This is a genomic window from Cyanobium sp. ATX 6F1 (assembly GCF_024346315.1).
GTDB lineage: Bacteria > Cyanobacteriota > Cyanobacteriia > PCC-6307 > Cyanobiaceae > ATX-6F1.
Map to the genome: position 1 here is coordinate 98,702 of NZ_JAGQCS010000001.1, position 25,524 is coordinate 124,225.

General features: G+C 69.0%; 25 protein-coding genes and 1 pseudogene. 17 read left to right on the forward strand and 9 right to left on the reverse strand.

Annotated features, from left to right (window positions below; translation table 11 throughout):
* Positions 1-94: 94 nt before the first annotated feature.
* From KBZ13_RS00550 to KBZ13_RS00570, 5 genes are all read left to right on the forward strand, one after another.
* Entirely contained in the window at positions 95-1,774 is a 1,680-nt protein-coding gene (locus tag KBZ13_RS00550) for a SulP family inorganic anion transporter (protein WP_255005042.1), read from the forward strand.
* An 88-nt stretch (positions 1,775-1,862) separates the two neighbouring features.
* Positions 1,863-2,237 carry a DoxX family protein gene (locus KBZ13_RS00555; protein ID WP_255005043.1) on the forward strand — a complete coding sequence of 125 codons (375 nt, stop codon included), beginning with the start codon at positions 1,863-1,865 and terminating at the stop codon, positions 2,235-2,237.
* 28 nt (positions 2,238-2,265) lie between these two features.
* On the forward strand, positions 2,266-3,921 hold the full coding sequence (locus KBZ13_RS00560; RefSeq protein ID WP_255005044.1) for a peptide chain release factor 3: 1,656 nt from the start codon (positions 2,266-2,268) through the stop codon (positions 3,919-3,921).
* 41 nt (positions 3,922-3,962) lie between these two features.
* A complete protein-coding gene (locus tag KBZ13_RS00565; RefSeq protein ID WP_255005045.1) occupies positions 3,963-4,187 on the forward strand; it encodes a hypothetical protein in 225 nt (74 codons plus the stop codon).
* A 51-nt stretch (positions 4,188-4,238) separates the two neighbouring features.
* Positions 4,239-4,934 (forward strand): CPP1-like family protein, encoded by a 696-nt coding sequence (locus KBZ13_RS00570; RefSeq protein WP_255005046.1) that lies wholly within the window; start codon positions 4,239-4,241, stop codon positions 4,932-4,934.
* Positions 4,935-4,970: 36 nt separating this feature from the next.
* Here the strand turns inward: KBZ13_RS00570 and KBZ13_RS00575 are convergent, their stop codons facing one another.
* Entirely contained in the window at positions 4,971-5,564 is a 594-nt protein-coding gene (locus KBZ13_RS00575) for a MarC family protein (RefSeq protein ID WP_255005047.1), read from the reverse strand.
* A 118-nt stretch (positions 5,565-5,682) separates the two neighbouring features.
* Here KBZ13_RS00575 and KBZ13_RS00580 point away from each other — a divergent pair, with 118 nt between their 5' ends.
* Complete coding sequence (locus tag KBZ13_RS00580; RefSeq protein ID WP_255005048.1) at positions 5,683-6,885, forward strand: NAD(P)-binding protein; 1,203 nt, start codon at positions 5,683-5,685, stop codon at positions 6,883-6,885.
* Here the strand turns inward: KBZ13_RS00580 and KBZ13_RS00585 are convergent.
* From KBZ13_RS00585 to KBZ13_RS00595, 3 genes are all read right to left on the reverse strand, one after another.
* Positions 6,882-7,139, reverse strand: coding sequence for a hypothetical protein (locus tag KBZ13_RS00585; protein ID WP_255005049.1), 258 nt, complete (start codon positions 7,137-7,139; stop codon positions 6,882-6,884). The genes KBZ13_RS00580 and KBZ13_RS00585 overlap by 4 nt on opposite strands.
* A 31-nt stretch (positions 7,140-7,170) precedes the next feature.
* The gene (locus KBZ13_RS00590; protein ID WP_255005050.1) at positions 7,171-8,742 is read right to left on the reverse strand and encodes a cryptochrome/photolyase family protein; all 1,572 of its coding nucleotides are present in this window, start codon (positions 8,740-8,742) and stop codon (positions 7,171-7,173) included.
* Between the two features lie 175 nt (positions 8,743-8,917).
* Positions 8,918-9,139: a chlorophyll a/b-binding protein gene (locus KBZ13_RS00595; protein WP_255005051.1), complete on the reverse strand. Its 222-nt coding sequence runs from the start codon at positions 9,137-9,139 to the stop codon at positions 8,918-8,920.
* 123 nt (positions 9,140-9,262) lie between these two features.
* Here KBZ13_RS00595 and KBZ13_RS00600 point away from each other — a divergent pair, with 123 nt between their 5' ends.
* The 3 genes from KBZ13_RS00600 to KBZ13_RS00610 all read left to right on the forward strand — a co-directional run bounded on the left by KBZ13_RS00600 (position 9,263) and on the right by KBZ13_RS00610 (position 12,365).
* On the forward strand, positions 9,263-9,637 hold the full coding sequence (locus KBZ13_RS00600; protein ID WP_255005052.1) for a hypothetical protein: 375 nt from the start codon (positions 9,263-9,265) through the stop codon (positions 9,635-9,637).
* Positions 9,638-9,911: 274 nt separating this feature from the next.
* Positions 9,912-12,131, forward strand: a complete 2,220-nt coding sequence (locus tag KBZ13_RS00605; protein ID WP_255005053.1) for a beta-glucosidase family protein — start codon at positions 9,912-9,914, stop codon at positions 12,129-12,131.
* 36 nt (positions 12,132-12,167) lie between these two features.
* The gene (locus KBZ13_RS00610; RefSeq protein WP_255005054.1) at positions 12,168-12,365 is read left to right on the forward strand and encodes a hypothetical protein; all 198 of its coding nucleotides are present in this window, start codon (positions 12,168-12,170) and stop codon (positions 12,363-12,365) included.
* Positions 12,366-12,383: 18 nt separating this feature from the next.
* On the opposite strand, the gene hslO is transcribed toward KBZ13_RS00610, so the two are convergent.
* Complete coding sequence (gene hslO / locus KBZ13_RS00615) at positions 12,384-13,319, reverse strand: Hsp33 family molecular chaperone HslO (RefSeq protein WP_255005055.1); 936 nt, start codon at positions 13,317-13,319, stop codon at positions 12,384-12,386.
* Between the two features lie 15 nt (positions 13,320-13,334).
* Positions 13,335-13,982: an ABC transporter ATP-binding protein gene (locus KBZ13_RS00620; RefSeq protein ID WP_255005056.1), complete on the reverse strand. Its 648-nt coding sequence runs from the start codon at positions 13,980-13,982 to the stop codon at positions 13,335-13,337.
* A 70-nt stretch (positions 13,983-14,052) separates the two neighbouring features.
* Between KBZ13_RS00620 and KBZ13_RS00625 the strand changes: the two are divergent.
* From KBZ13_RS00625 to KBZ13_RS00645, 5 genes and pseudogenes are all read left to right on the forward strand, one after another.
* Positions 14,053-14,487, forward strand: a pseudogene (locus KBZ13_RS00625) (DUF3531 family protein); the annotation flags it as partial.
* 122 nt (positions 14,488-14,609) lie between these two features.
* Positions 14,610-15,407 (forward strand): 16S rRNA (uracil(1498)-N(3))-methyltransferase, encoded by a 798-nt coding sequence (locus tag KBZ13_RS00630; protein WP_255005057.1) that lies wholly within the window; start codon positions 14,610-14,612, stop codon positions 15,405-15,407.
* On the forward strand, positions 15,404-16,573 hold the full coding sequence (locus KBZ13_RS00635; RefSeq protein WP_255005058.1) for a phosphotransferase enzyme family protein: 1,170 nt from the start codon (positions 15,404-15,406) through the stop codon (positions 16,571-16,573). Before KBZ13_RS00630 ends, KBZ13_RS00635 begins: the two co-directional genes overlap by 4 nt.
* The gene (locus KBZ13_RS00640) at positions 16,570-17,136 is read left to right on the forward strand and encodes a DOMON-like domain-containing protein (RefSeq protein ID WP_255005059.1); all 567 of its coding nucleotides are present in this window, start codon (positions 16,570-16,572) and stop codon (positions 17,134-17,136) included. Before KBZ13_RS00635 ends, KBZ13_RS00640 begins: the two co-directional genes overlap by 4 nt.
* A 27-nt stretch (positions 17,137-17,163) precedes the next feature.
* The gene (locus tag KBZ13_RS00645; RefSeq protein WP_255005903.1) at positions 17,164-17,922 is read left to right on the forward strand and encodes a hypothetical protein; all 759 of its coding nucleotides are present in this window, start codon (positions 17,164-17,166) and stop codon (positions 17,920-17,922) included.
* Positions 17,923-17,946: 24 nt separating this feature from the next.
* Here the strand turns inward: KBZ13_RS00645 and KBZ13_RS00650 are convergent, their stop codons facing one another.
* Together KBZ13_RS00650 and KBZ13_RS00655 are read right to left on the reverse strand one after the other, a co-directional pair.
* Complete coding sequence (locus tag KBZ13_RS00650; protein WP_255005060.1) at positions 17,947-18,771, reverse strand: carbohydrate ABC transporter permease; 825 nt, start codon at positions 18,769-18,771, stop codon at positions 17,947-17,949.
* Between the two features lie 59 nt (positions 18,772-18,830).
* Positions 18,831-20,507, reverse strand: coding sequence for a 2-isopropylmalate synthase (locus KBZ13_RS00655; protein ID WP_255005061.1), 1,677 nt, complete (start codon positions 20,505-20,507; stop codon positions 18,831-18,833).
* Positions 20,508-20,620: 113 nt separating this feature from the next.
* Between KBZ13_RS00655 and KBZ13_RS00660 the strand changes: the two genes are divergently transcribed.
* From KBZ13_RS00660 to KBZ13_RS00670, 3 genes are read left to right on the forward strand one after another with little or no spacing between them, the layout of a single operon-like run.
* Positions 20,621-22,183, forward strand: a complete 1,563-nt coding sequence (locus tag KBZ13_RS00660) for a glycoside hydrolase family 57 protein (protein WP_255005062.1) — start codon at positions 20,621-20,623, stop codon at positions 22,181-22,183.
* Positions 22,183-23,217: an arsenosugar biosynthesis radical SAM (seleno)protein ArsS gene (gene arsS / locus KBZ13_RS00665; protein ID WP_255005063.1), complete on the forward strand. Its 1,035-nt coding sequence runs from the start codon at positions 22,183-22,185 to the stop codon at positions 23,215-23,217. Before KBZ13_RS00660 ends, arsS begins: the two co-directional genes overlap by 1 nt.
* Entirely contained in the window at positions 23,214-24,245 is a 1,032-nt protein-coding gene (locus KBZ13_RS00670) for an acyltransferase family protein (protein WP_255005064.1), read from the forward strand. The genes arsS and KBZ13_RS00670 overlap by 4 nt, the downstream gene beginning before the upstream one ends.
* Here KBZ13_RS00670 and crtL read toward each other — a convergent pair.
* Positions 24,235-25,515: a lycopene beta cyclase gene (gene crtL, locus KBZ13_RS00675; protein WP_255005065.1), complete on the reverse strand. Its 1,281-nt coding sequence runs from the start codon at positions 25,513-25,515 to the stop codon at positions 24,235-24,237. The two genes, KBZ13_RS00670 and crtL, sit on opposite strands and share 11 nt — an antisense overlap.
* Between the last annotated feature and the right edge of the window lie 9 nt (positions 25,516-25,524).

Sequence of the window (25,524 nt, forward strand, 5' to 3'; positions counted from 1 at the left end):
AGCGAGCAAGCGGGCCTGGGGCGCCTAGGAAGGATTCGGATGGCTCGGGGCCCTCGGGCGCCTCAAGCAGCACCATCGCCCAAGGGGAGCCGAGATGAACCAGCTGAACCTCCCCGCCCCCGCCGCCTGGCTGCGCCACTACCGAGCGGAGTGGTTTCGCCCCGATCTGCTGGCCGGCCTGACGGCGGCAGCGGTGGTGCTGCCCAAGGCAATGGCCTACGCCACCGTCGCCGGGTTGCCCGTGGAAGTGGGGCTCTACACCGCCCTGGTGCCGATGGTGATCTACGCGCTGCTGGGCAGCTCACGGCCCCTGAGCGTCAGCACCACCACCACCCTGGCGATCCTGGTGGGATCGGAACTGCAGCGCAGCGCCCCGGACGGTGATCCCGCCAGCCTGCTGGCCACCAGCGCCACGCTCACCCTGCTGGTGGGGGTGATGCTCACCCTGGCGGCGCTGCTGCGGCTGGGCTTCGTCGCCAACTTCATCAGCGAATCGGTGCTGGTGGGCTTCAAGAGCGGCATCGGTCTGGTGATCGTGGCCGACCAGTTGCCGAAGCTTCTCGGCCTGCACGTCGAAAAGATCGGCTTCTTCCGCGATCTCTCCTCTCTCCTCCAGCAGTTGCCTCAGACCTCACTGGCCACCACGGCCCTGGCCCTGGTGTTACTGGTCCTCCTGGTGGGGCTGCATCGATGGCATCCGAGCCTGCCCGCCCCGCTGCTGGCGATCGCCGTGGCGATCGGCGCCTCGGCCCTGCTGGGGCTTGATCGCTTCGGGGTGGCCGTGGTGGGCCCGGTGCCCACGGGCCTGCCGCCGCTGGTGCTGCCCCATCTGGATGACGTGCTGCGGCTCTGGCCCGCCGCCGCCGGCATTGCCCTGATGAGCTTCACCGAGAGCATCGCCGCCGCCCGCACCTTCGGCAACGGCAACGAGCCCCGGCCCGCGGCCAACCAGGAGCTGGTGGCCCTGGGGCTGGCCAACATCGGCGGCGCCTGCTTCGGCGCCATGGCCGCCGGCGGTGGCACCACCCAGACGGCCGTGAACCGCCTGGCGGGGGCGCGCTCCCAGATGGCGGAACTGATCACCGCCGCCGGCGCCGCCCTCACCCTGCTGCTGCTGGCCCCCCTGATCGCCCGCATGCCCATCGCCGCCCTGGCGGCGGTGGTGGTCGTCTACTCCTTCGAGCTGATCGCGCCTGGGGAGTTCCTGGCGATCCGGCGCGTGCGTGTCACCGAGTTCCACTGGGCCCTGATCGCCTTCGCCGGGGTGGTGCTGCTGGGCACCTTGAAGGGGATCCTGGTGGCGGTGGTGGTGTCGCTGCTGGCCCTGGCCCAGCAGGAGGTGAACCCGCCCGTCTACGCCCTGGCCCGTAAACCCGGCAGCGATGTGTTCCGGCCGATCTCGCCGGAACACCCCGAAGACCAGACCTGGCCAGGCCTGCTGCTGCTGCGGGCCGAGGGCCGCCTGTTCTTTGCCAATGCCCAGTCCGTGGCCACCTTGATGCGCCACCTGATCGATGCGGTCCAGCCGAAGGTGGTGGTGCTCGATTGCAGCGCCGTGATCGACATCGAGTACTCGGCCCTGCGCATGATGATCGAAGCCGATCAGAACATGGCCCGCCATGGCGTCAGCCTCTGGCTGGCGGCCCTCAACCCCCACGTGTTGGAGGTGGTGCAGAAGTCGGAGCTGGGAGCGCGCCTCGGCCGCGAGCGGTTGTTGTTCAACGTGGAGCGGGCCGTGGAGCGCTTCGAGGACCTGTCCGAGTCAGGGGCATAGGTGCTGGAGTCGGTGGGCCCAGCGCCCTTGACAGGCCCCACAGCCCTGCCCAGGGTTGGGCCCCCACCGATGTCCTCGGGTCAGACGGATGACGCGCTCCTCCCCCACCGCCGGCAACCCCCTGGTGGATGGCATCGCCAGGGTTCTGCTCAGCCTCGTGTTCGTCCATGCCCTGCTGGGCAAACTGACGGGCTTCGAGGCCGTCGCCGCCAAGATCGCCGCCAAGGGATTGCCGTTCCCCTCCCTGCTGCTGGGGGCGGCGGTGCTGCTGTTGGCGGTGGGTTCGCTGCTGCTGATCAGCGGCTGGAAGCGGCGACTCGGGGCGGTGCTGCTGCTGGTGTTCCTGATCCCCACCACCTTGATCTTCCACGGCGCCGTGGCCGAACTCCCCGAGCGCATTCAGCTGCTGAAAAACGTGGCGATCATCGGTGGGCTGCTGCTGGTGGCCAACCAGAGCGATTGAGGGAACCGGGGGCTGGCAGGCTGGGGCGATGACCAGCAGCTCCAGCACCGCCGCCGCCTCGGCCCCAGGCAGCACCTTGTCCCTGGCCGAAGCGGTGGCCCGGCGGCGCAATTTCGCGATCATCTCCCACCCGGATGCGGGCAAGACCACCCTCACCGAGAAACTGCTGCTCTACGGGGGCGCGATCCAGCAGGCCGGCGCGGTGAAGGCCAAGGGCGAGCAGCGCAAGGTCACCTCCGACTGGATGGAACTGGAGAAGCAACGCGGCATCTCGATCACCTCCACTGTTCTGCAGTTCGACTACGCCGGCAACACCGTCAACCTGCTGGACACCCCGGGCCACCAGGACTTCTCGGAGGACACCTACCGCACCCTGGCCGCCGCCGACAACGCGGTGATGCTCGAGGACGCCGCCAAGGGGCTCGAACCCCAGACCCGCAAGCTCTTTGAGGTCTGCCGGCTGCGGCGGGTGCCGATCTTCACCTTCATCAACAAGATGGACCGACCGGGGCGCGAGCCCCTGGAGCTGATCGATGAGATCGAGAGCGAGCTGGGCCTCACCTGCTGGCCGGTGAACTGGCCGATCGGCAGCGGCGACCGCTTCCGTGGCGTGATCGACCGGCGCAGCGGCGACGTGATCCTGTTCGAGCGGGCCGAGCGCGGCAAGCAGGCCGCCGAGCGGCGCCTTTCGGTGGCCCAGGCCCGCGCCACGGGCGCCGTGGAGCCGGAGCTGCTGCATCAGGCCCTTGAAGAGCTGGAGCTGCTGGATGGGGCCGGCGCCGAGCTGGATCTGGAGCTTGTGCATGCGGGCGAACTGAGCCCGGTGTTCTTCGGTTCAGCGATGACCAACTTCGGGGTGCGTCCCTTCCTCGATGCCTTCCTGGAGCTGGCCCAGCGCCCGGTGGCCCGCAGCGGCAGCGATGGCCCGGTGGATCCGTTGCGCGAGGAGTTCAGCGGCTTCGTGTTCAAGCTCCAGGCCAACATGGACCCCCGTCACCGCGACCGCATCGCCTTCGTGCGCGTGTGCTCGGGCCGCTTCGAAAAGGACATGACCGTGCGCCACGCGCGCACGGGTAAGACGATCCGGCTCTCGCGGCCCCAGAAGCTGTTCGGGGCCGACCGCGAGGTGGTGGAGGACGCCTACCCGGGCGATGTGATCGGCCTCAACAACCCCGGCATGTTCGCCATCGGCGACACGTTGTACGTGGGGCGAAAGGTGGAATACGAGGGCATCCCCTGCTTCAGCCCGGAGATCTTCTCCTGGCTGCGCAACCCCAACCCCTCGGCGTTCAAGAGTTTTCGCAAGGGGGTGAACGAGCTGCGCGAGGAGGGGGCCGTGCAGGTGCTCTATGACACCGACGCCAGCAAACGGGATCCGATCCTGGCGGCCGTGGGCCAGCTGCAGCTGGAGGTGGTGCAGTACCGCCTGGAGAACGAATACGGCGTGCCCACTCGCCTGGAGCCCCTGGGCTACTCCGTGGCCCGCTGGGTGGTGGGGGGCTGGGGGGCCCTGGAGGCGGTCGGGCGTTTGTTCAACTGCAAGACCGTTCGCGACGCCTGGGACCGGCCGGTGCTGCTGTTCAAGAACGACTGGAACCTGCACCAGCTGGCCGAGGATCACCCCAGGCTTGAGCTCTCCGCGGTGGCACCGGTGGTGAGTGGGGTGGAGCCGATCGCGTTGTAAGAAGCGGCGCGCCAGAATCTTTGCAACGAAAGGTCACAGTCATGGCTGAGCCGCTCTGGCTGGTTCGCCCCCGCCGCGATGGAGGTTGCGATTACGTCCGCTTCCTGCCCACCCAGGAGCGGGTCGAGGTGCGTGAAGGGAGCCACCTGCCACCCCAGATGCCCCTGCTCAAACACCGCCAATGGGTGCAGCGGGCGGAAGCCGAAGCCCAGAGCCTCCACTTGCAACAGGAAGGTGGCTATCGCTGCAGTGAGCCCCTGTTTTGAGCGCCGCCTCGATACGCTCAGGCCAGCACAGCGCGTCCCGCGCCGGGACCCATGAACCAGGCCTCTGACCAGCCCTCCAGTGATGCCGCCGCTCCGGGGCCCTACGAACGCCTCGGTGTCACGGCCGACGCCAGCTTCGATGAGGTGCAGGCCGCCAAGCTGGCCCGTCTCAAGGACCTGGGCAACGATCCCCAGGCCAAGGCCCTGATCGAGGCCGCCTACGACAGCGTGCTGATGGACCGGCTCAAGGAGCGCCAGCAGGGCAAGGTCAGCAGTGCCGCCCTCAATGCCTCCCAAAGGGAAGCGGCCAGGCCCACCGCCACAGCCCCCAGCCGGCCAGCGCTTCCGTCCTTCCCCTCCCTGCCGCGGCTCCCCGCCGGGAGGCTCCAGGCCCCACGCTTCAGCCTGCCCCAACTGCAACTGGCCGAAGGGCGGGAACGCTGGTTCCCCCTGGCCGCCGACGGGGTGCTGCTGACCTTGGTTCTGCTCGCCCCCGGCGCCTCACCCGAACTGCTGCTGGCCATGTCCACAGGCGTGACCGTGATCAACCTGCAACGCCGTAACGGCCGCTTCCTGGCGGCCGTGGGCTGGAGCTTTCTGCTGTTGAGCGTGGGCCTGGCACTGGGGGCCCTGCTGCTCGGTCTTCTCCACCCCGGCCTGCCCCTGGGGCTGCCCCTGAACGCCTTGCAGGTGCAGGCGCTGCCGGCGCTGCTGCTGCTCCTCCTGGGGGCGCTGCTGATCGCCTGAGGTCGGGCCTCCCCATGCTCGTCCAGCGGGGGCCGCTCAGCCCAGGGCTGGAAACGAGCCCCTTAGGCCACCCACCAGCATCTGCACGGCGATGGCCGTGAGCAACAGGCCCATCAGCCGGCTGATCACCTTTTCCTGCAGCTCCCCCAGGGCCCGGCGCAGGGGCATCGACACCAGCAGCACCAGGTAGATCCCCAGCGCCAGCAGGGCGATGATCGCGCTCAGGGCCAGGCGCCCCTGCCAATTCGGCGGGGCATCCGACACCACCAGAGAGATGGCGCCAGGCCCGGCCAGCAAGGGCAGGCCGATCGGCACCACCCCCAGCAGGCCCTCATCGAGGTCGAGTTCGGAGCTGCTCACCTCCTTGCCATCGATCAGGCGCAGGCCGATCGGCAGCAGGATCAGGCCGCCGGCCACCCGAAACGAATCGAGGGTGATCGCGAACAGATCCAGCAGCGCCTGGCCCCACCAGCAGGCGGCCAGCAGCGTGAGCAGAAAGGTGAGCACCGCCAGGCGGCTGATGCGCCGCACACGGCTCGGGTCGTTGCCGGCGGCCTTGGCCACCACCGGCAGCACGCTGATCGGCGAGCTGATCGCCAGCAGACCGACGGCGGTGTTGATCAACGACACGGCGGCCCCCCAGATGGAACGGGGGGCTCACCGTAAGGCCCGTGGACGCTGCTCGCTGGCTGGGATCCATGCCCCAGCATCCGTCATCCTGATCAGGCTCGCCGGGCGAGGGTGCCTGATGACTGGCTCACCGGCAGACCGGCTTGCGGTGATCGGTGCCGGGGTTTCCGGCTGCGCGCTCGTGGCCCAGCTGCGGCGGTTGGGCTGGCACGGTGACCTGAGCGTCTGGGAAACAGGACGGGGCCCGGGTGGTCGGGCCAGCACCCGTCGCTCCCGCAGCGACGGCGGACGGCGCCTCGATCACGGAGCTCCCCTGTTCAACATCAGCTCCAGCCCTGAGCCGGCCTTACTGGCGCCGCTGCTGGAGGGGGGCTGGATCGAGCCCTGGCCCGGCCGCCTCGCCCAGCTCGATGTCGACGGCGCTCTGCATCCCCACCCGGGTGATCGCCTCCATGGGGGACGGCTCTTCCGTGGCCGTGGCGGCATGGATCAGCTCTGCCAAGGACTGCTGGAACTGGCGGGCGGCAGGGTCGAGCTGCGTTTCGGCACCCTGGTGCGCCACCTGGCGGTGACCCCCACGGGGCCCTGGCAGCTACTTGATGACGGCCAGCAGCTGCTGGACGAGGCCGACTGGCTGGTGCTGAGCGGCACCCTGCTCGCCCATCCCCGCAGCCAGCAGCTCCTGGGCTGGGAGGAGCCTCCCCTGCAGCCGGTGGCCCGAAGCCTGGGGGACCCCCAGCTCACGGAAGCCATGGCCTCGATCGCGGCCCTTGGCTACGAGCCCCGCTGCGTCTTGCTGCTTCTGATCGACGCGAGCAGGGCCGATCACTGGCGCAAGTTGCCGTTTCGCTTGCTTGAATTCCAGCCTGCGGCCCGGCAGCGTTGGGGCCTTGAAAGGCTGGCCCTCCAACCGCTCGAGGATGGACGCTGCGCTGTGGTGGTGCATTCCACAGACGCCTTCGCTTCGCGGCATCTCAGCGTCTACGGCGCAGGCTCGGCGATCGCCCGGCTGCAGCCCACGCAGCCCAGCGGCGAACGGGAGCAGGCGGTGATCGCGGAGCTCACAGCAGCCCTGCAGCAGGTGCTGAAGCACTGGATCAGCCCCTGCGATCTGGGGGATGGTCCGAGCAAGTTGATGCGCTGGGGTGCCGCCTTTGCCCAGCCGCCAGGGCTGCCCGCCGAGCTGATGCTGTGCCCGCAGAGCCGCATCGGCTTCTGCGGCGATGGGCTGGAGGGCCCTGGATTCGGCCGCGTCGAGGGAGCCCTGCTCAGCGGCGAACGACTGGCGAACCGCCTGGTCTCAACCCTCCGAGCGCACTAGGCCTGGGAAGGGCGATTCCGCCGTCGCCCCAGGGGCTCGATCCAGGACACGCGCACCTGATCGTGATGGAGTTTCAAGGCCGGCAGGCGGCAGCCCAGCCGAATGGCCCCTTGATCCAGCAGGCGTCCAAGGCGCAGGGCCGTCGCCTCCTCGAGCCGGGAAAAGCGGTTCTGCTGCCGGGTGATCCAGCCCAGCTCGGAGGGGGTGATCACCCCAGTGGAGAGGGACTCAAGGAACAGCTCACCAACCGTCATGACTTTTTGTAACGGAACCTCAGCAAGTCTGTCAGCCCGTTCCCTGGGCCGTGGGTTGAGCTGGATCCTGGGTTCCCGAACGCTCCGGTTCAGGCGCAAGGGTGACCCGGGCGATGAACGCCTCCGCCTGCTCCCGTTGCCGCGCACGCTTGGCCGGCTCGATCCGATCGTGCAGCGCCACCATCATCGAAAGGCGGGGGTTGGCGGCAAAAAAATCCCGGTGGAGATCAATGAAGCGCCAGTAGAGCCCATCCCAGATCTCGCACCACGGGCCCCGGGGACCGCCACCCATCTTGAGGATGTAGTTGGAACCGCAGATGTAGGGCTTCGTGGCGAAGATCCCCCCATCACTCATCTGACCCATCCCGTACACGTTGGGACCCATCACCCAGGCGTAGGAATCGATATAGCGCTCCATGAACCAGCCGTAGACCTCGCCGGGGTGGATCTCGCAGAGCAACATCAGGTTGCTGATCACCATCAGGCGCTCGATGTGGTGATTCCAGGCGAGACGGTTCAGCCTCTCGATCGCCTGATCCAGGGGCGGCAGACCCGTTTCGCCGGCATTCCAGCAGGGGGCCAGACGGCGCTGGTGACCCCAGAAATTGCCCCCTGCCTGGCGCTCGCCGTACACCAGATCGATGCCGCGCACGAACTCCCGCCAGCCCACCACCTGGCGCAGGAATCCCTCCAACGAGGCGATCGGCGTGGCGGCGACGGCGGCGTGATCCAAGGTCTGCCTCACCACGGTCGCGGGGCTGAGCAGGCCGATGTTGAGCAGGGGCGCGAGCAGGGAGTGCTGCAGCACATCGTCACTGGAGCTCAGGGCGTCCTCAAAAGGTCCGAAGTCATGGAGGCGCACCGCCAGGAACTGATCCAGCCAGTCCTGGGCGCCGGCGTGATCGAAGGGCACCACCAGGGGCCCCAGCTGGCCGGGATTCTGCGGGAAGTGGGTCTCAATCAGGGCGCGCACCGCCGGCTCCTCGGCACTGGGCGACACCTGGGGCAACGGCGGTTCCCGGTAGCCCCTGGGCAGCTTGCGGCGGTTGTCGGCATCAAAACTCCAGCGGCCACCGCTGGGGCTGCCGTCGGCCTCGATCAGCAGATTCAGGCGCCGGCGCTGGCGCTCGTAGAAGGTTTTCATGAACGGCCGCCGCCGCCCCTCGAACTCAGCGCGGCTTTCCGCCGCGCTGGCCAGAAAAGCCGGCGACGGCAGCACCACCAACGCCACCTGGCGCTGGTGGCAGAACGCCACCAGCTCGGCCTGAACACCGGGATCGGGAATTTCGGCGATCCGCAGCTCCGGCTGGAACCCATCCGCCGCGGCCTGGGCAAGCTCCTGCTCCAGGCGCCCCCAGAAACTGAGGCCGATGGAGTCGCCCAGCTCGAAGTAGTGCACGGGAATCGCGGCGGCCCGCAGGGCCTCGCGGAAGGCCCGCATCGCCACGAAACAATGGAGCAGCCGCAGCTTGTGATAACGAAACCGCGACGCCAGGCCGAGGTCTTCCACCATCAGCACCCGGCTGGAGGGATCGAGCCGCAAGGGCGGGGCCGTGAGCCACTCGGGGTGCAGCTGGTTGCCAAGAATCAGGGTCAGTCCCATGGCGTCAGAAGCTCCCTGGCACGCTGAATTCGCCCGAGCGATCATCTTGGCGCTGAGCTCCCGACTTGATCAGCGGGCGAAAGTGGAGGCCGGGGCCCTTGACGCAGGGAGCACTCACTGGCTGGAAACCGCCTGCGGGAGAGCCAACAGACGCCCGACGACCAGCCGCCACAGCTCAGCCCAGCTCCAGGTACCAGCGCAGCAGTGCGGCGAGTTGACCGGCCGGCCCCCGGCCGGTGATCAACTCGCCCACCACGGCGGCAACAAAGCCGAGCATGGCGGCGCGCCCATTGAGCCGCTCCACCCCCGCCAGCGCCGTGGTGTTCCAGGGCCTGCGGGTTGTGAGGCCCTCCCCGAAGCGCTCCAGCGGCTCGTAGCGGAACGAATCATTGGCCAAGGGGTGTGCACGCAGCGGTGCAGAGCCTATGGGTCCTGCGTCCTCCCCTGCGACCTGGATCGATCCCACGTCAGAGTTGGATCAGCTCGCTGGGCCGGTGGAGCGCCAACAGGAGGTGAAGCGATGGAGCGCACGATTGCTGAGCTGACCTCATTGCTCGTCGGCCGCGGCGGCCAGCGGGTGGATTTCGCTCCCGGTGATGGCCGTGACTTCGGCCAAGGTTGCTGGACCATCTACGAAGCGGACGACGACCCGACCCTGGTGCTGATCATCGGCCGGGAGAAAGGGAGCATGAGCGTCAACGTCGAGCGAGACAGCGGCCTGCTGCAGACGCTCGAGCTGGACGACGACGAGGGCGGCACGGTGATGGCGCTGGCCTGGTGGCCGGGCCTCGAGAGAGCCGAGGAGCTGTGCGATCTGGCTGTTGCACTGTGGGGCGATCGCCGCAAGCAGATCCGTCGCTGGCTCAGCGCAGGGGAGACGATCCCTGACACCTGATCCACCTTGGGCGCAAGGCCCTGGAGTGTCTGAACAGGCCGAAGGCAGGGTGATCGCTGATCGCTGCGGCTGAAGCTGCCGGCACTTCCAGTCCCAACGGTTCAGGCGCCTCGATCCGAGCAGCGGATCTCAACCCGGGAACTGCTTTCAGTCCCAAGCCGGTCCGCGGAAGCCGCCAGCCTGCGCTCCACCGGCACAAACCCAAGCCAGCCTGGCTATGCCTGGGCCAGGCCCCACGCCCCTCCACCCACCACCGGGCTTTCTACGCTGAAACGTGAGCTCCACCACCATCCGCTCGGGCGCCCCGCTGGCCTCCATCGAGGCTGAAGCCCTCCGCCTGCTGGAGCAGCTGAGCCTCAGCGAAAAGCTCGCCATGCTCGATGGCGGCACCTCCTTCTGGCGGGGGATGGAGGCGATCATCCGCCGCGATGCGGGTCATCGCCAGAGCTGGCCCGCTGGCGTGGTGCCGCGCCTGGGGATCGGCGGGTTGCATTTCGTCGACGGACCACGCGGCGTGATCCTCGAAGGCGGCGCCACCACCTTTCCGGCCAGCATCAGCCGCGGCGCCTGCTGGGATCCGGAGCTCGAAGAGCGCATCGGAGCGGCCATGGGCCGGGAGGCCCGCAGCTTTGGCGCCAACCTGTTCGGCGGGGTATGTGTCAACGTGCTGCGCCACCCCGGCTGGGGCCGGGCCCAGGAGACCTACGGCGAAGATCCGCTGCACGTGGGATCGATGGGGGCGGCCCTGAGCCGCGGCGTGCAGCGCCACGCCATCGCCTGCGTCAAGCACTTCGCCCTCAACTCGATCGACAGTGCCCGCTTCCGCGTCGACGTGAGCGCCCGCGCGCGGGTGCTGCACGAGCTGTATCTGCCCCAGTTCCGCGCCTGCATCGAGGCTGGAGCGATGGCGGTGATGAGCGCCTACAACAGTGTCAATGGTCAGTGGTGCGGCCAGCACCCGGAGCTGCTCAGCACCATCCTCAAGCGGCGCTGGGGGTTCCGGGGATTCGTGCTCACCGACTTCATCTTCGGCCTGCGCGATGGGCCCGGGGCCGTGCTGGCCGGCCTCGACCTGGAGATGCCCTTCAAGATGGTGCTGGCCGCCAGCCTGGCCGAAGCGGTGGCCCAGGGAACGGTGCCGATCAGCCGCATCGACGATGCGGTCTTGCGCCAACTGCGCGCCCAGCTCGCCGTTCCCGCCGGTGACTACCCGCCCTCCCTGCGGGGCTGCGCCGCCCACCGCGCCCTGGCCCGGGAAGCCGCCACCAAGGCGATCGTGCTGCTCCGAAATCAAGACGCGGCGCTGCCGTTCAGCGGACTGCGCTCCCTGGCGGTGCTGGGCCGGCTGGCGGCCGTGCCCAACCTGGGCGATCACGGCTCCTCCGACACCCGACCGGCTTCGGTGCTGACGCCGCTGGAGGGTCTGCGGGCCGCCAATCCAGCCACGGCGATCCGTTACGACGACGGCTCAGAGCGGCAACGGGCCGCCGCCCTGGCCGCGGGGTGCGAGGCGGCGGTGGTGGTGGTCGGTCTGAACTGGAACGACGAGGGCGAGCACTTCAACCCCGGCGACATCGCCCCGATCCTCCAGCACCTGCCACCCCCGGGGCTCTTGCTGCGCTGGTTCGGGCGCGCCCGGCTGGCGCCGGTGTGGTCGCGCATCGCCCGGGCGATCGCCGCCTTCACTCACCACGGCTCCGGCCATGCGATTCCCGGCTTCGCCGCCGGCGATCGCACCGAGCTGGGCCTGGCGCCGGAGCAAGAAGCGCTGATCCTGACCGTGGCGGCCGCGAACCCGCGCACGGTCGTGGTGCTGATGGGCGGCGGCGCGATCCTCTGTGAACGCTGGCGATTGGCGGTGCCCGCGATCGTGCTGCTCGGCTACCCCGGCATGGAGGGGGGCGCGGCCCTCGCCGATGTGCTCTTCGGCCAGGTGTCCCCCTCGGGCCGCCTGCCCTTCAGCGTGCCCACCGACCACGACCATCTTCCCGACTTCGATCCCCGCGCCCAGCGGATCACCTACGACCTCTGGCACGGCTACCGGCGCCTGGGGCGCGATGGCCACACCGCGGCTTTCCCGTTCGGCTTCGGGCTCTCCTATGTCGGCTTCGAGCACACCGACGTGGTGGTGACGCTCGAGAGCAACGAGGCGTGCAACGACGGCTCCACCAGGCAGCTGAAGGTGGAGCTGACGGTGCGCAACACCGGCCTGATGGCGGCCGATGAGGTGGTGCAGGTCTACGCAGGCGTCCCCGCCCTGGCGGTGGAGCGTCCCAGACGGATGCTGGTGGGCTTCCAGCGGCTGCGGCTGGAGGCCGGCACAGCCGAGCGGGTGGTGGTGCTGATCCCCCTGCGGCACCTGGCCTACTTCGATGAGGGGCGCGATGCCTTCGTGGTCGAGGCCGGCCGACACCGGCTGCGCGTGTGCCGCCACGTCGAGGACGACGGCATCGGCGCCGACCTGGAGCTGACCGAGATGGTGCTGGGCCGCTGAGGGGAAGGCACTGGGGCGATGGCCGATGATCGCCCGATGGCGACCCCTTCCCTCGATCTCGATCCCGCCGACTGGCGCCGGGTGCGCGACGCGCTGCGCTACCTCGGCCGGGATCTGCACCACCGCTCCTATGGCGTCGAGGCCAGCCGGCGGGAGCTGCTCTGGGCCGAAATGGACGCCTGCCTCGCCCTGGCGGAGCGGATCGAGGCCGCCCAGCCGCAGGACCCCGGCTGAACGCCTCAACTCAACTGGTCAGGTCACTGAGGGCTCCAGCTCGGCGATCAGCTCGCGCAGCTCGCCTTCGTCCACCCGGTAGACCTCGTTGCAGAAATGGCAGGTGAGCTCGGCGTGGCCCTCATCGCGGAGCATCTCGCCGAGTTCATCACGGCCCAGCAACTTGAGGGCGTTGACGCTGCGGCGGCGGGTGCAGGGGCAGTGAAAACTCACGGCCTGCTGAGCCTCGGCGTCCTCCAGCAGCTGGGGATCCAGGTCGGGAAAGATGTCTTCCAGCAGGCGCTGCAGATCACCGGTGCTGGCGGCCAGCCGGGCACTGAAATCGCGGATCTCGCGGCAGCGGTCTTCCAGCAGGGCCACCAGGGCCGGCTCCTGGGCTGCCTTGGGCAGCACCTGCACCAGCACCCCGCCAGCACAGCGCACACCACTGCTGTCGATCTGCTCGCCCACGAACAGGGCCGAGGGGGTCTGCTCGGAGTGCAGCAGGTAGGAAGCCACGTCGTCGCCGATGCCGCCGCTCACCAGCTCCACCGTGCTGCTGAACGGTTCACCCGTGCCCAGATCCCGCACCACGTGCAGGTAGCCAGTGCCGGTGGCCTTGCGGAAATCGAAACGCACCGGCCCCTCGCCGTTCTCCCCTGCGGGGGACTCCACCAGGTCGAGCTCCAGGCCGGGGTTGCCCACATGGCCGCGCACCGTGCCATCGCGGCCCGCATCCACCGTCAGCCCCCGCAGCGGCCCATCCGACTGGATGCGCAGGTTCACCCTCCCGTGGCGCACCTTCATCGAGCTGGCCAGCAGCAGGCCGGCGGTCATTGCCCGGCCCAGCAGGACTGTGGCCAGGAACGAGAGCCCATGGCGGCGGCGGGCGTAGCGGCTGGTGACCGTGGTGTTGGCGGCCACCAGGCGGATCCCGCCACCGGCCGCGGTGGCCCGCACCAACTGATCCGCCATCGACGCTGCCCGCTCTCAGGGCATCGTACGGAGCGCCGGCAGGGGCCTGAGCGCTCCGCCCCGCAGCTCCCAGCCCCGCTCGATCAGTCCCCGGAACAGCTCCGGCTCGTGGGTCACCACCAGCAGCACCCGGCCGCTGCTGAGCTTCCCGATCAGCTGCAGCACCTCATCGCGCACCGACCAATCGAGGCCGGCGGTGGGCTCATCGAGCAGCAGCACCTTGGGCTCGCGCAGCAACTGCACCGCCAGGGCCAGCCGCCGCTGCTGGCCGCCGCTGAGCCGCTCCGGCGCCTGCTGCAGCGAGAGCGCCCCCAGCCCCACCTGCTCGAGCACCTCCTGCACGCGCTCGCTGGCCAGGCGCCGCTGGCCGAGCTTCAGCTCCTGGCCCACCGTGAGCCCGAGGAAATGGCGTTCGGGGAACTGAAACACCAGGCCGCAGAGCCAGCGCCGCTGGCGGCCCTTGAGGGCCTCGCCGTTCCAGAGGATCGAGCCGCTGCTGGGCTCCGCCAGGCCGCTGAGCAGCTCCAGCAGGGTGGTCTTGCCGCTGCCGCTGCGACCCGCCACCAGGGCCGGCTCCCCCTCTTGGAGCGTCAGGTTCAGGCCGGCGAGCACGGGCTCAGCCGCGGTGGCCGGGTGGTAACCCACCGAACGCAGTTCGAGCATGGCGCGGCCGTCGTGGTCCCAGCTTGCCTGCCGGCCGTGTTGGAGTGGGGGGCGCTGCCGATGCCCCGCCGTGGAGGTCCGCTTCCGCTCGATCGATCCGTTCAACTGCTGGCTGTGGCTGCGCTTTGAGCACCCGCCTGGCTCCGGAGAGCGCGGTTACCTCGACACCGTGTTCGACAGCTGGTTCGTGCTCGGCAAGCTCGGCGGCTTCAACGCCGAGACCCTGCAGGCCCACGAGGAGGGGGTCGACCTGGGCTGGATGGCCTACGACAACGACGAAGCTGAAGCGGCCCTGCCGGCCCTGATGCACAACCTGGGGCCCCTGGAGTACCGGGATAACTGGGGCCGCTGCTGGGTGGACCTGGGCACCAGTGACGCCCTGGCCCTCGATGTGCTGTTCAACGTGCTGCGCCAGCTCGACAACGACCTGGTGCGGATCGAGGAGCTGGTGGTCGGCGGCGTCAACGAGGACTGGCCGGTGGAGGACCAGCCCGACAGCCCCTTCATCGGCCTGAACCCGCGCTCGGACGAGGACCAGGACGAGAACGACGACGACGACGAGAACGACGACGATGACGAGCCAGGCACCGCCGGCGCTGCCAACCGCAACAGCGACCAGGGCTGAGCGTGGCCCGTGAACTGCGGCGCCTGCTGATCGATCCAGCGCGGCTCGCCCCCGAGCTGCCGCTCAGGCCTGAGGAAATCCGTTACCTGACGCGGGTGCTGCGCTATAGCCCGGGCGATCGGGTCGAACTCACGGATGGGGCCGGCGGCCTCTGGAGCGCGGTCCTGATCGGCAAGGATCGCCTGGCTCTGGAGCAGCCGCTCGGGCGGCCCCTGCGCCGGGAACCGCCGCCGGCCCTGCGCCTGGAGCTGGCGATCGCGGTTCCCAAGCGGGACATGGACCTGGTGGTGCGCATGGCCTGTGAGCTGGGGGTGGACCGGCTGCAGCCCCTGCGGGCGGAGAACAGCGCCCTGGTGGGCAGCCAAAAAAGCGAGCGCTGGGAGGCGATCCTGCGGGAGGCCAGCGAGCAGTGCGAGCGGCTCTGGTTGCCCGAGCTGGCGCCACCCGTGCCGGCTGCCCCCTGGCTGGGGGCCGCGGCCCAAGGGGGTGCGCTGCGCCTGCTGAGCACCACCCGTCAGCAGGGGTTGCCGCTGCTGGGTGAGGTGCTGAGTGAGCTTGGGCCGCAGCCTCCCGCCACCCTCTCCCTGGCCTGCGGACCGGAGGGGGGCTGGAGTGGGGCCGAAGAGGCGGCCGCCGGCGCCAGCGGCTGGCGGTTCGTGAGCCTGGGGCCCCGCATCCTGCGCTGCTCCACCGCGGCGGTGGCGGGCCTGGCCGTTCTCGACCACTGGCGTGCCGGAGCGGGCACGAGCCGGGGCGAAGACTGGGGCGAGAACAGGGGCGATCCAGCGGCGCTGCGATGATCCAGGCTCCGATCTCCGAGCGCAGCGCAGCCATGGCCGGGCCAGGGTCAGGATCCGTCGACCAGCAGGGCGCCCAGCTCCGGCGGATCGCCGCACGCTTTGCCCTCGGGGGCGCCATCGCCGCGATCGAGCCCCTGGGCAACGGCAACGTCAACGACACCTACCGCGTCACCCTGAGCGGGGACCGCGCGCGCCGTTTCGTGCTGCAGCGCCTGAACACCACGGTGTTCCCCCATCCGGAGCGGGTGATGGGCAACATCGCGGCCCTGGGGAACCACCTGGAGGGCCGCCTGGCCCAGGAGGCTGCCGGCCCCGGCCGCCGCTGGGAGGTGCCGCGGCTGATCGCCCCCCTTGGCGCAGAGAAGCACTGGGTGCAGGACGGCGACGACGTCTGGCGCCTCACCACCTACATCGAAGGCGCCCAAAGCCTGGAGACCGTGGCCACCGAGGCCCAGGCCTGGCAGCTGGGCTTCGGTCTGGGCACCTTCCATCGGCTGCTGAGCGATCTGCCGATCGAGGCTCTGGCCGACACCCTCGAAGGCTTCCACATCACCCCCGCGTACCTGGCGGCCTACGAACGGGCCCTGGCCTGCAGTACGGCGGCCTCCTGCGAGGAACTCAGCTTCTGCCAGGCCTTCGTGGCCGAGCGCAGCGCCCTGGCAGGGGTGCTCGAGACCGCCAAGGACCAAGGCGTCCTTCGGCTGCGGCCGATCCACGGCGATCCGAAGGTCAACAACGTGATGCTGGATACGGCCAGCGGCGCGGCCATCGCCCTGGTGGACCTGGACACGGTCAAACCCGGTCTGATCCACTACGACATCGGCGACTGCTGCCGCTCGGGCTGCAACCCCCTGGGGGAGGAAACCAAGGACTGGCAAGCCGTGTGTTTCGATCCCGGCCGCTGCGAGGCGATCCTGGCGGGCTACCTCAACGCCGCCCGGGGCTCCCTCACCACTGGGGACATCGCCTACCTGTTCGATGCGATCCGCCTGATCGCCTTCGAGCTGGGCCTGCGCTTCCTCACCGATCACCTGCAAGGCGACGTCTACTTCAAGACGCGAGAGGCGGGGCAGAATCTCGATCGAGCCCTGGTGCAATTTCAGCTCACCGCCAGCATTGAGGCCCAGGAGGAGGCGATTCGCTCCCTGATCGAGCGGCTGCGATGAGCGAGCTTTCCTTCCAGCTCCAGCGCTTCGACGATGGCCTGTCGTTCCCCTCGCTCGCGATCAGCGGCCAACTTCGGTGTGAGGGCCCCGATCTCTCCGTACGGTTCCTGCTCCGCGGTGACCTTGCTGAGCTCGTGATCGCCCCGAGTGCCGCCCGGCCCGAGCGCCGCGATGGCCTCTGGCAGACCACCTGCCTGGAGGTCTTCCTGGCCGCGGCGGGGCAGGAGCCCTACTGGGAGTTCAACCTCTCGCCCGGCGGCGATTGGAACGTCTACCGCCTGGAGGGCTACCGGCGCGATCTCAAACCAGAGGCGACCTTCAGCACCTTCCCCTTCGAAGTCAGCCACAGGGAAGAAAGTCTGGAACTGACGCTGAACTGCACGCTGCCTGAGCCTTTGGCCGCCCCGGTCCAGCTGGAGGCGGCGATCTGCGCCGTGATCGAGCCCCATTCGGGCCCGATCGGCTACTGGGCCCTGGCCCACCCAGCCCCTGAGCCCGATTTCCATCGCCGCGAAGCATTTCGGCTTCTCACTTCGCCTCCCACCAGCCCGATACCCGGCTAGGACGAAGGAAGAACCGTAGGCCGTGCCATGAGGATCCCCACCGCATTCACCTGCTGGAGAACCCTGACCCTGGCCGCCCTGGTGGCCAGCTTCTGTGCGCCGATCGCCGTCCAGGCCCGCGGGGGCGGGGGGAGAGGCGGCGGCGGTGCGGGTGTTGGCGGAGGCAGGGGCGTCAACCCAGGAGGGTTGGGAGGTCCGGCCTCAGGCGCTGGTGTGCGGCCAGGCGCGGGCGTTGGCGCCCCCGGTGCCGGATTCACCCGGGCCCCTGGCGTCAACCCTGGCGGTCTGGGCGGACCGGCCTCAGGCGCTGGGGTGCGACCCGGTGCGGGCTTCGGTGCACCGGGGGTGGGGCTCACCCGGGCGCCCGGGGCCCGGGGCGCCTGGAATCCCGCCTGGGGCCAGAGGGGGTATTGGGGCTCCCGGCCCTGGAGGGTCGGCTGGTATCGGGTGAATCCAGTGGCCTGGAACTGGTGGGGACCCAGTTCCCTCACCTGGGGCGCCACCAGTTTGGCGACCGCCGCCGCGGTCAGTTCCATGGTGGATCAGGCGGTGGCGGCCCAGGCCACCGCCTTCACGGTGCCCAGCACGAGCTATCAGCTTGACTACGCCTCCCTGCAGGCGGTGGCCCCCTACGGCGCCAGCTTCACCTACCTGGAGGGGGGGGCTCCCCTTGCCGGGCAGGTGGACTGCCAGCAGGGGTGGCTCAATGGCGCGCCACCGAGCTCGGCCGATCAGGCCCAGCTTCTCAATGCCGCCTGCCTGGTGGCCTACGGCAACGGCAGCTGAGGCCGGAAGCTCAGCCCTTCAGCCTCAGCCTTTGACCGCATCGCCGCTGGCGCTGGGCAGGATGAACCGCTGCAGGCCGATGAACAGCGCCAGCACCGGCAGGATCGAGACCACCGCACCGGCGGCCACCAGACGCCAATCGAGCGAAAAGCTGCTGGCCAGCTGCTGCAGTCCCAGGGGCAGGGTGTAGAGCTTGGGATCATCCAGGATGATCAGCGGCCAGAGGAAATCACTCCAGGTGCCGATGAACACGAACATCGCCAGGGTGATCAGATCGGCCCGGGCCGCCGGGATCATCACGTTCCACCATTCCCCCAGGGGCGTGCAGCCATCGATCCGGGCCGCCTCCTCCAGCTCCACCGGCACCCCCATGAAGCTCTGGCGCAGCAGGAAGATGCCGAAGGCGGTGGCCGCCTGGGGCAGGATCAGGGCCCAGAGCGTGTTGCGCAGCCCCAGCTGCACCATCAGCAGATAGAGCGGGATCATCACCACCTGAAAGGGAATCAGGATCGTCGCCACCACCAGGGCCAGCACCAGGCCGCGCCCCTTGAAGCGCAACCTCGCCAGGGGGTAGGCCGCCAGGGAGCAGAACAACAGATTGGCGATCACCGCTAGGGCGCTGACCACCGTGCTGTTGAGCAGGTACTGGCCCAGGGGGTTGTCGTTGAAGAGGCGGCCGTAGGCCTCCAGGCTGGGCTGCTGCGGCAGCAGGGCCGGCGGAGTGGTGAAGATGTCTTCGGCTGGACCCTTGAGCGAGGTGCTCAGCAGCCACAGCAGCGGCAACAGCATCAGCAGCGCCACCAGCAGCAGCGCCACCAACTGCAGGGCCCGGCCCAGGCTCGTGCCCATGCGCACCCCTCCCGACTGACCCGCTCGCAACTGACTCGACCCGATCCGGCCCGTCCCCATCAGACCCCCTGGCGCTCGGCCACGGGCAAGGGCGCTTTCTGGGGATGGAGTGGAACGCTCTGCTGACCCTGGACCAGCCGGTTGAGGGCGTTCACGAAGGCCTGGGCCGCCGCCACCACGATGTCGGTGTCGGCGGCGTGGCCGGAGTAGAGCACCCCCTGGTGCCGGAGGCGGATCGTCACCTCGCCCATGGCGTCGATGCCTTCGGTGACGCTCTTGACCGAGAACTCCACCAGCTCATTGGGCACCCGCGCCAGGGAATTCAGAGCCTGACAGACCGCATCCACGGGGCCGGTGCCGATCGAGGCCTCGGTGAGCTCGGCGCCATCGCTGGTGATCAGGGTGACGGTGGCGGTGGGCTGCAGGTTGGTACCCGTGCTCACCTGCACCAGCTTGAGGGTGAAACGTGCCTCGGCCTGCTGGATGTGCTCGCTGACGATCGCCTCAAGGTCGCGGTCGGTGATCTCGCGCTTGCGGTCGGCCAGCTCCTTGAAACGGGCAAAGGCGTCATCGAGGTCATCGCGCTCCAGGTTGTAGCCGAGCTCCTCCAGGCGGGCCCGGAAGGCGCTGCGGCCGCTGAGCTTGCCCAGCGACAGGCGGTTATCGGCCAGGCCGATGGTGCGGGCGTCGATGATCTCGTAGGTGAGGCGGTTCTTGAGCACCCCGTCCTGATGGATGCCCGACTCGTGGGCGAAGGCATTGGCGCCCACGATCGCCTTGTTGGGCTGCACCGCCATGCCGGTGAGGTTCGACACCAGCCGCGAGGTCTTGTAGATCTCCTCGGTGCGCACGCCCGTGAGCGGTTCAGTGCTGGTTTCGCTGCGGCCGAAGTAGGGGTTGAAGTAGGAACGGCGCACATGCAGCGCCATCACCAGCTCCTCGAGCGAGGCGTTGCCGGCCCGCTCGCCGATGCCGTTGATCGTGCACTCCAGCTGGCGGGCGCCGTTCTTGACAGCCTCCAGAAAATTGGCCACCGCCAGCCCCAGGTCGTTGTGACCATGGACGGAGATCACGGCCCCACCGATGTTGGGCACATGGCGGTCGATGCCGGCGATCAGGGCGCCGAACTCAGCCGGGGTGGCGTAACCGACCGTGTCGGGGATGTTGATCGTGGTGGCCCCAGCGGCGATCGCCGCCTCGATCACCTCGTACATGAACTCCGGATCGCTGCGGCCGGCGTCCTCGCAGGAGAACTCCACGTCGTCGACGAGGGAGCGGGCGTAGGCCACCATCTCGGGCACGATCGCCAGCACCTCGGCGCGGCTTTTGCGCAGCTTGTGCTCCAGGTGGATGTCGCTGGTGGCCAGAAAGGTGTGAATGCGCCTGCGGGCGGCCGGGGCGACGGCATCGGCGCAGGCCTTGATGTCGCCACGGGCGGCCCGGGCCAGGCCGCAGATCACAGGACCCTCCGGGGTGCCGACAGTGGCGGCGATGCGCTGCACGGCATTGAAATCGCCCGGGCTGGCGAAGGGAAACCCGGCCTCGATGATGTCCACCTTGAGGCGGGCGAGCTGCTGGGCGATCGCCAGCTTTTCTTCAAGATTGAGGCTGGCACCGGGGGACTGCTCGCCGTCGCGCAGGGTGGTGTCGAAGATCAACACCCGGCCTGGATCGCGGGCCCGGGGCGGCGCGAAGCCAGTGGGGCCAGGGGAGCTGGAGGCAACAGCGGAAGCCATGACCGCTACAAGTCGAAGTGAGTATGAGTTAAGTCAGTCTAGGGGCCGGTGGGCGCCCCGAAACCGGCCCCGGTCCGGGCGCCCTTAAAGTGCAGACCCTGCAACGGATGTCCATGGCCGCAGGCGATCTGGCCCTGGTCCTCCACGCCCATCTCCCCTACGTGCGCTCCAGTGAGCCCGGCTCCCTGGAGGAGGACTGGTACTTCCAGGCCCTGTTGGAAAGCTACCTGCCCCTGCTGGAGGTGCTCGAAGCCAGCGCCGCCGACCGTGCCCAAGCCCCGCGCCTCAGCCTCGGGCTCTCGCCCACGCTGCTCTCACTGCTGTCTGCCCCCGACCTGCGCGAGCGCTTCACCCCCTGGCTGAAACGGCGCCTGGAGTTGCTCAAGCGGGCCCCCGCCCAGCACCACGGGGCCGCCAGCGCCCTGGCGGCGCAGCTGGAGCGCAGCGTCCGCCAGTGGCGCGCCTGCAAGGGCGACCTGCTGCCGCGTTTCCGGCGTCTGCAGCGCCAGGGCGTGCTCGATCTGCTCACCTGCGCCGCCACCCACGGCTACCTGCCGCTGCTGCGCCACACCCCCGAGGCGGTACGCGCCCAACTGCTCAACGCCGTGCGGGAACACGAGCGCCTGCTCGGGGTACCCCCCCAGGGGATCTGGTTGCCGGAATGCGCCTACTACGAGGGTCTCGACCAGCTGCTCGCCAGCTGCGGCCTGCGCTACGCCGTGCTCGACGCCCACGGCCTGCTGCACGGCCTGCCCCGACCGCGCTATGGGGTCTATGCCCCCATCTGCTCCCCCGGCGGCGTCGCCTTCTTCGCCCGTGACGGCGACTCCACCCTGCCGGTCTGGTCCGCCAGCAGCGGCTACCCCGGCGATGGTGCCTACCGGGAGTTCCACCGCGACCTGGGCTGGGACCTCAGCGACGCGGTTCTGGCGGAGCAGGGCATCACCAGCCGCCGCCCCCTGGGGCTCAAGCTGCACCGGGTCACCGCCCAGGGTTGTCCGCTCGATCAGAAGCAGCCCTACGACCCCGCCGCCGCCCAGGCCAAGGCCGCCGACCACGCCGCCCGCTACCTGGCCGGACGCGCCGAGCAGCTGGCAGGATTACGGCAGGCCATGGAACGGCCGCCCGTGCTGGTGGCACCCTTTGACGCCGAGCTGTTCGGTCACTGGTGGTACGAGGGCCCCAGCTTTCTCGCCGAGCTGTTCCGGCAGGCCCCGGCCGCCGGCGTGGGCCTGGTGACCCTGCGACAGGTGCTGGAGCGCTCCAGTGATCTGCAGCTCTGCCGCCCCTCACCCTCGAGCTGGGGCCAGGGGGGCTACCACCACTACTGGCTCAATGAGAGCAACGCCTGGGTGGTGCCGGAATGGCACCGGGCGTCGGGCGCCATGGTCAGTCGGGTGAACCGCGGGGTGCGCAACGTCCGCGAGCAGGAACTGCTCGCCCAGGCGGGCCGGGAGCTGCTGCTGGCCCAGAGCTCCGACTGGAGCTTCATCCTGCGGGCGGGCACCACCACCGAGCTGGCGCGCACGCGGATCCAGCGCCACCTCGATCGCTTCTGGCGGTTGCTGGATGCGATCGAACGGGGTGTGGATCCACCGGCCCAGTGGCTGAAAGCCGTGAAGGCCGAGGACAGCCTTTTCCCGCTGCTCAGCGGCGCCGACTGGGCCAGCCACTGATGCGCCGTTCTCCCGCCCTCGAAGCCAACCAGCAGCGCCAGCTGCTGCGGGACGCGCTGCCGCAGGAAGCGAGCTTCACGGCCAACCTCGCCGGCCGTGATCTGGAGCCCCCCCGACGGGGAGGGCTGCGGGTGCTGCAGCTCAATCTGGGCCGCCTCTGCAACATGCACTGCCACCACTGCCACGTGGATGCGGGGCCCGATCAGGGCCACACCCAGATGGGCGATGCGGTCGTGGAGCAGTGCCTTTCGGCGATCGAGCGCCTGCGCCCCGAGGTGGTGGACCTCACCGGCGGTGCCCCGGAACTGCACGGCCGCTTCCGCGATCTGGTGCGTGCGGCCCGCTCCCTGGGCTGCCACGTGATCGACCGCTGCAACCTGACGGTGCTGCTGCTGCCGGCCATGGCGGATCTGGGGGCGTTCCTGGCGGCGCAATCGGTGGAGATCGTGGCCAGCCTGCCGGATCCCGAGGCCGGTCCCACCGACGCCCAGCGGGGCGAAGGCACCTGGGCCGCCTCGATCGAGGCGCTCCAGAAATTGAACGCCCTCGGCTACGGCCAGGGCGATCCCGCCCGGGCGCTCACCTTGATGAGCAACCCAGCGGGCACCCGGCTGCAGCAGCTCACATCCTGTGACGAGCAACGCTGGCAGCGCCAGCTGCTCGAGGCCCATGGGGTGCGCTTCGATCGCCTGATCGGCCTCAACAACATGCCGATCGCCCGTTTCCTGCAGCAGCTGCAGCGCGATGGCCACGTCAACTGCTACCTGAAGCTGCTGCAGGGGGCCTTCAACCCCGGGGCCCTGGGCGGCCTGATGTGCCGCGACACCCTCTCGGTGGCCCCCGATGGCCGCCTCCACGACTGCGACTTCAACCAGATGCTCGACCTGCCCCGCGCCGCTGACGGGAAGGGCGGAACCAGCCTCGCTTCGATCACCAACGCCGAGTTGGAGGGGAGCCCGATCACCTGGGGCAACCACTGCTATGGCTGCACCGCCGGCCAGGGCAGCTCCTGCGCCGGCGCCACGGCGGCATGACGACCCAAGGAGCAAGGAACCCGGGGATCGACCTGATCCGCAGCGTCTGCATCCTCTACATCGTGGGCTTCTGGCACCTGCTCGGCTACGCCCCTGCCATCGACGGCTACAAGAACGATCTGACCCATCGCCTGACCCTGGTGGTCCTCGGGCTCTTCATGTTCGTTTCTGGCCATCTGATCGGACGATCGAGAAACGCTGCAGCCAAAGGTTGGAGCTCGATTCCCAAGTTCTACAAGCGTCGACTGATCAGGATTTATCCCCCATATCTGCTGGCCCTGTTGCTGTTCAAGTTATGCGGCCTTCTTGAGAGTGGCCAGCTCCTTCCAGCTGTCTTTTTGGTCTCCAGTCTGATCGGCCACCAGCTGCGAACCCTCTGGTTCGTTGAGGTTCTGGTGGTGTTCTATCTGCTGGCTCCCTTTCTTCTGCTCCTGAGGCAAAGCACTGGTGCTGGAGCGTCACGGCTGAAGGGTGCTGCCCTACTGATGATGCTCATCGGCGCCGATGTACTGCTATCCAGAATGATCCCTCATTCGGATCCAAGGTTGTTCTTTTATTTCCCCGCCTTCGCCACTGGAGTGATCAGCGCCAGCTGGCCATCCACACAACCAATCGATGGCCCCTTACCTACAAGGATCAGCACCCTGACCTACATCATTCCTGCCTGCATCGCTGCGGTGGTGGTGTCGTTCGGGCATGGGGATTTTAACGAAAACAATCTGGCCATCTTCCCCCTGGCTCTGTTCGGACCTTGGGCCCTGTTCCTTGTTGTCAACCGCCTGGAAACGAGGCTTCGATTGCCGGGATTTCTTCTACAGCTGAGCCTTTCGAGTTACTTCCTCTATCTCTTCCACCGGCCGGTCTTCTGGGTGTTCACCTCCCTGATCTCTCCCTCAGGCGCCACGCTGCAACTGATCTATCTGTTGGTCGTCTGCTTGCCGGCGGCGATCACGACCGCCTGGCTGGGCCAGCGGCTCTACGACCGACTGTTGCGCCGGATCCAGGGATCTCCATCGATCACGGTTTAAGGACCCTACCCAGCAAGGCCAGCTCCCGCCCCTTCGCTTCCAGCAACCCCCAGCGCACGGAACCCGGGGCGCTGGCGAACAGCCGCAGCATCGCCGCCACCAGGGCCGGCAGGGGCAGGCTGTTGGTGAGAAACCCATACCACTGCTCGGCTGGCAGGGCGAAGAAGGTGGCGAAGAAAGCCCGCAGCTCACCCTCGGGGTAGCGCATCAACTTCTCCAGCCCGAAGCGGTAGAGGGCATGCTTGCGCCGCATCTCCAGCGGCCAGAGCCCCGCCCAGGCCCTGCGTGCTAACTCAGCGGTGGGCCGCTGGGGATCGGCCAGCCCCTCAGCGATCGCGCCGGCCAGGTCGGGGGCCCGCCGCAGCAGGGCGCCCACCAGGTAGCCGGAGGCAGGGTGCACCATCGAGGCCGCCCCACCGAAGCCCACCACAGGCTGATGCAGATCCGGCAGGGGCAGATTCATCGGAAACAGGCAGTGCTCCTCGTGCTGCACCTCCAGCACCTCCACCCCCCGGGCCGCCAGACGTCGCCTCAACCGCTCCTTCAGCGCGGCGAAGGGCAGCGGTGGGGCCAGGGCCAGGGAGGTTTCCTCCACGAAGTACACCCCATCGCCGTAATCCATGGCGTACAGGAAGGTGGGGGGCTCAAGGCGCTCGGCTGGGGTGAGGTGGCCGGTGCGGAAATCCATCAGCACGAACTGCCCCGGCTCCACCGGCGGCGCCGAGAAGCGCCCGACGATGCCGTAGGCGGCCTGGCCCGCCACCGGGCCCTCGCTGGGCCTGTGCACGAAGACCGGATCATGGCCGCTGGCATCCACCACCAATCGCGCCGAGAGCTCTTTGCCCTCTGCGGTGGTGACCACGGAATGGCATGGGGCGTGGTGAATCGACGCCGCCCGGCCCCGGTGCCAGACCAGCCCCGCCTCCTCACCCCGCTCCAGCCAGTGGCGCTGCAGCTTGTCCTTGTCGAAGAGGCCGTAGTCGCGGCCATGGGGACATGGGGTCTCTGCGAACCAGCTGAGGGTGTTCGACCAACGGTGGCCGAGCAGATGGGCCAGCCCCAGCCGGTCCACCTCCTCACCCCAGATGCCGTAGGTGTTGGGCCAGGGCGCCCTGGGATCCCCGAGCGCGAGTGCCGCCACGGTGACGCCCCGCTCCAGCAGGGCCGTGGCGATGGCCAGGGCCGCGGGTCCCGCCCCCACCACAAGCACATCGGCCCCAGCGGATTGATCGCCGTTGGTGGCGGGAGCCCCTGGGGCGTTTGAGCTCAAGGCCTGGAT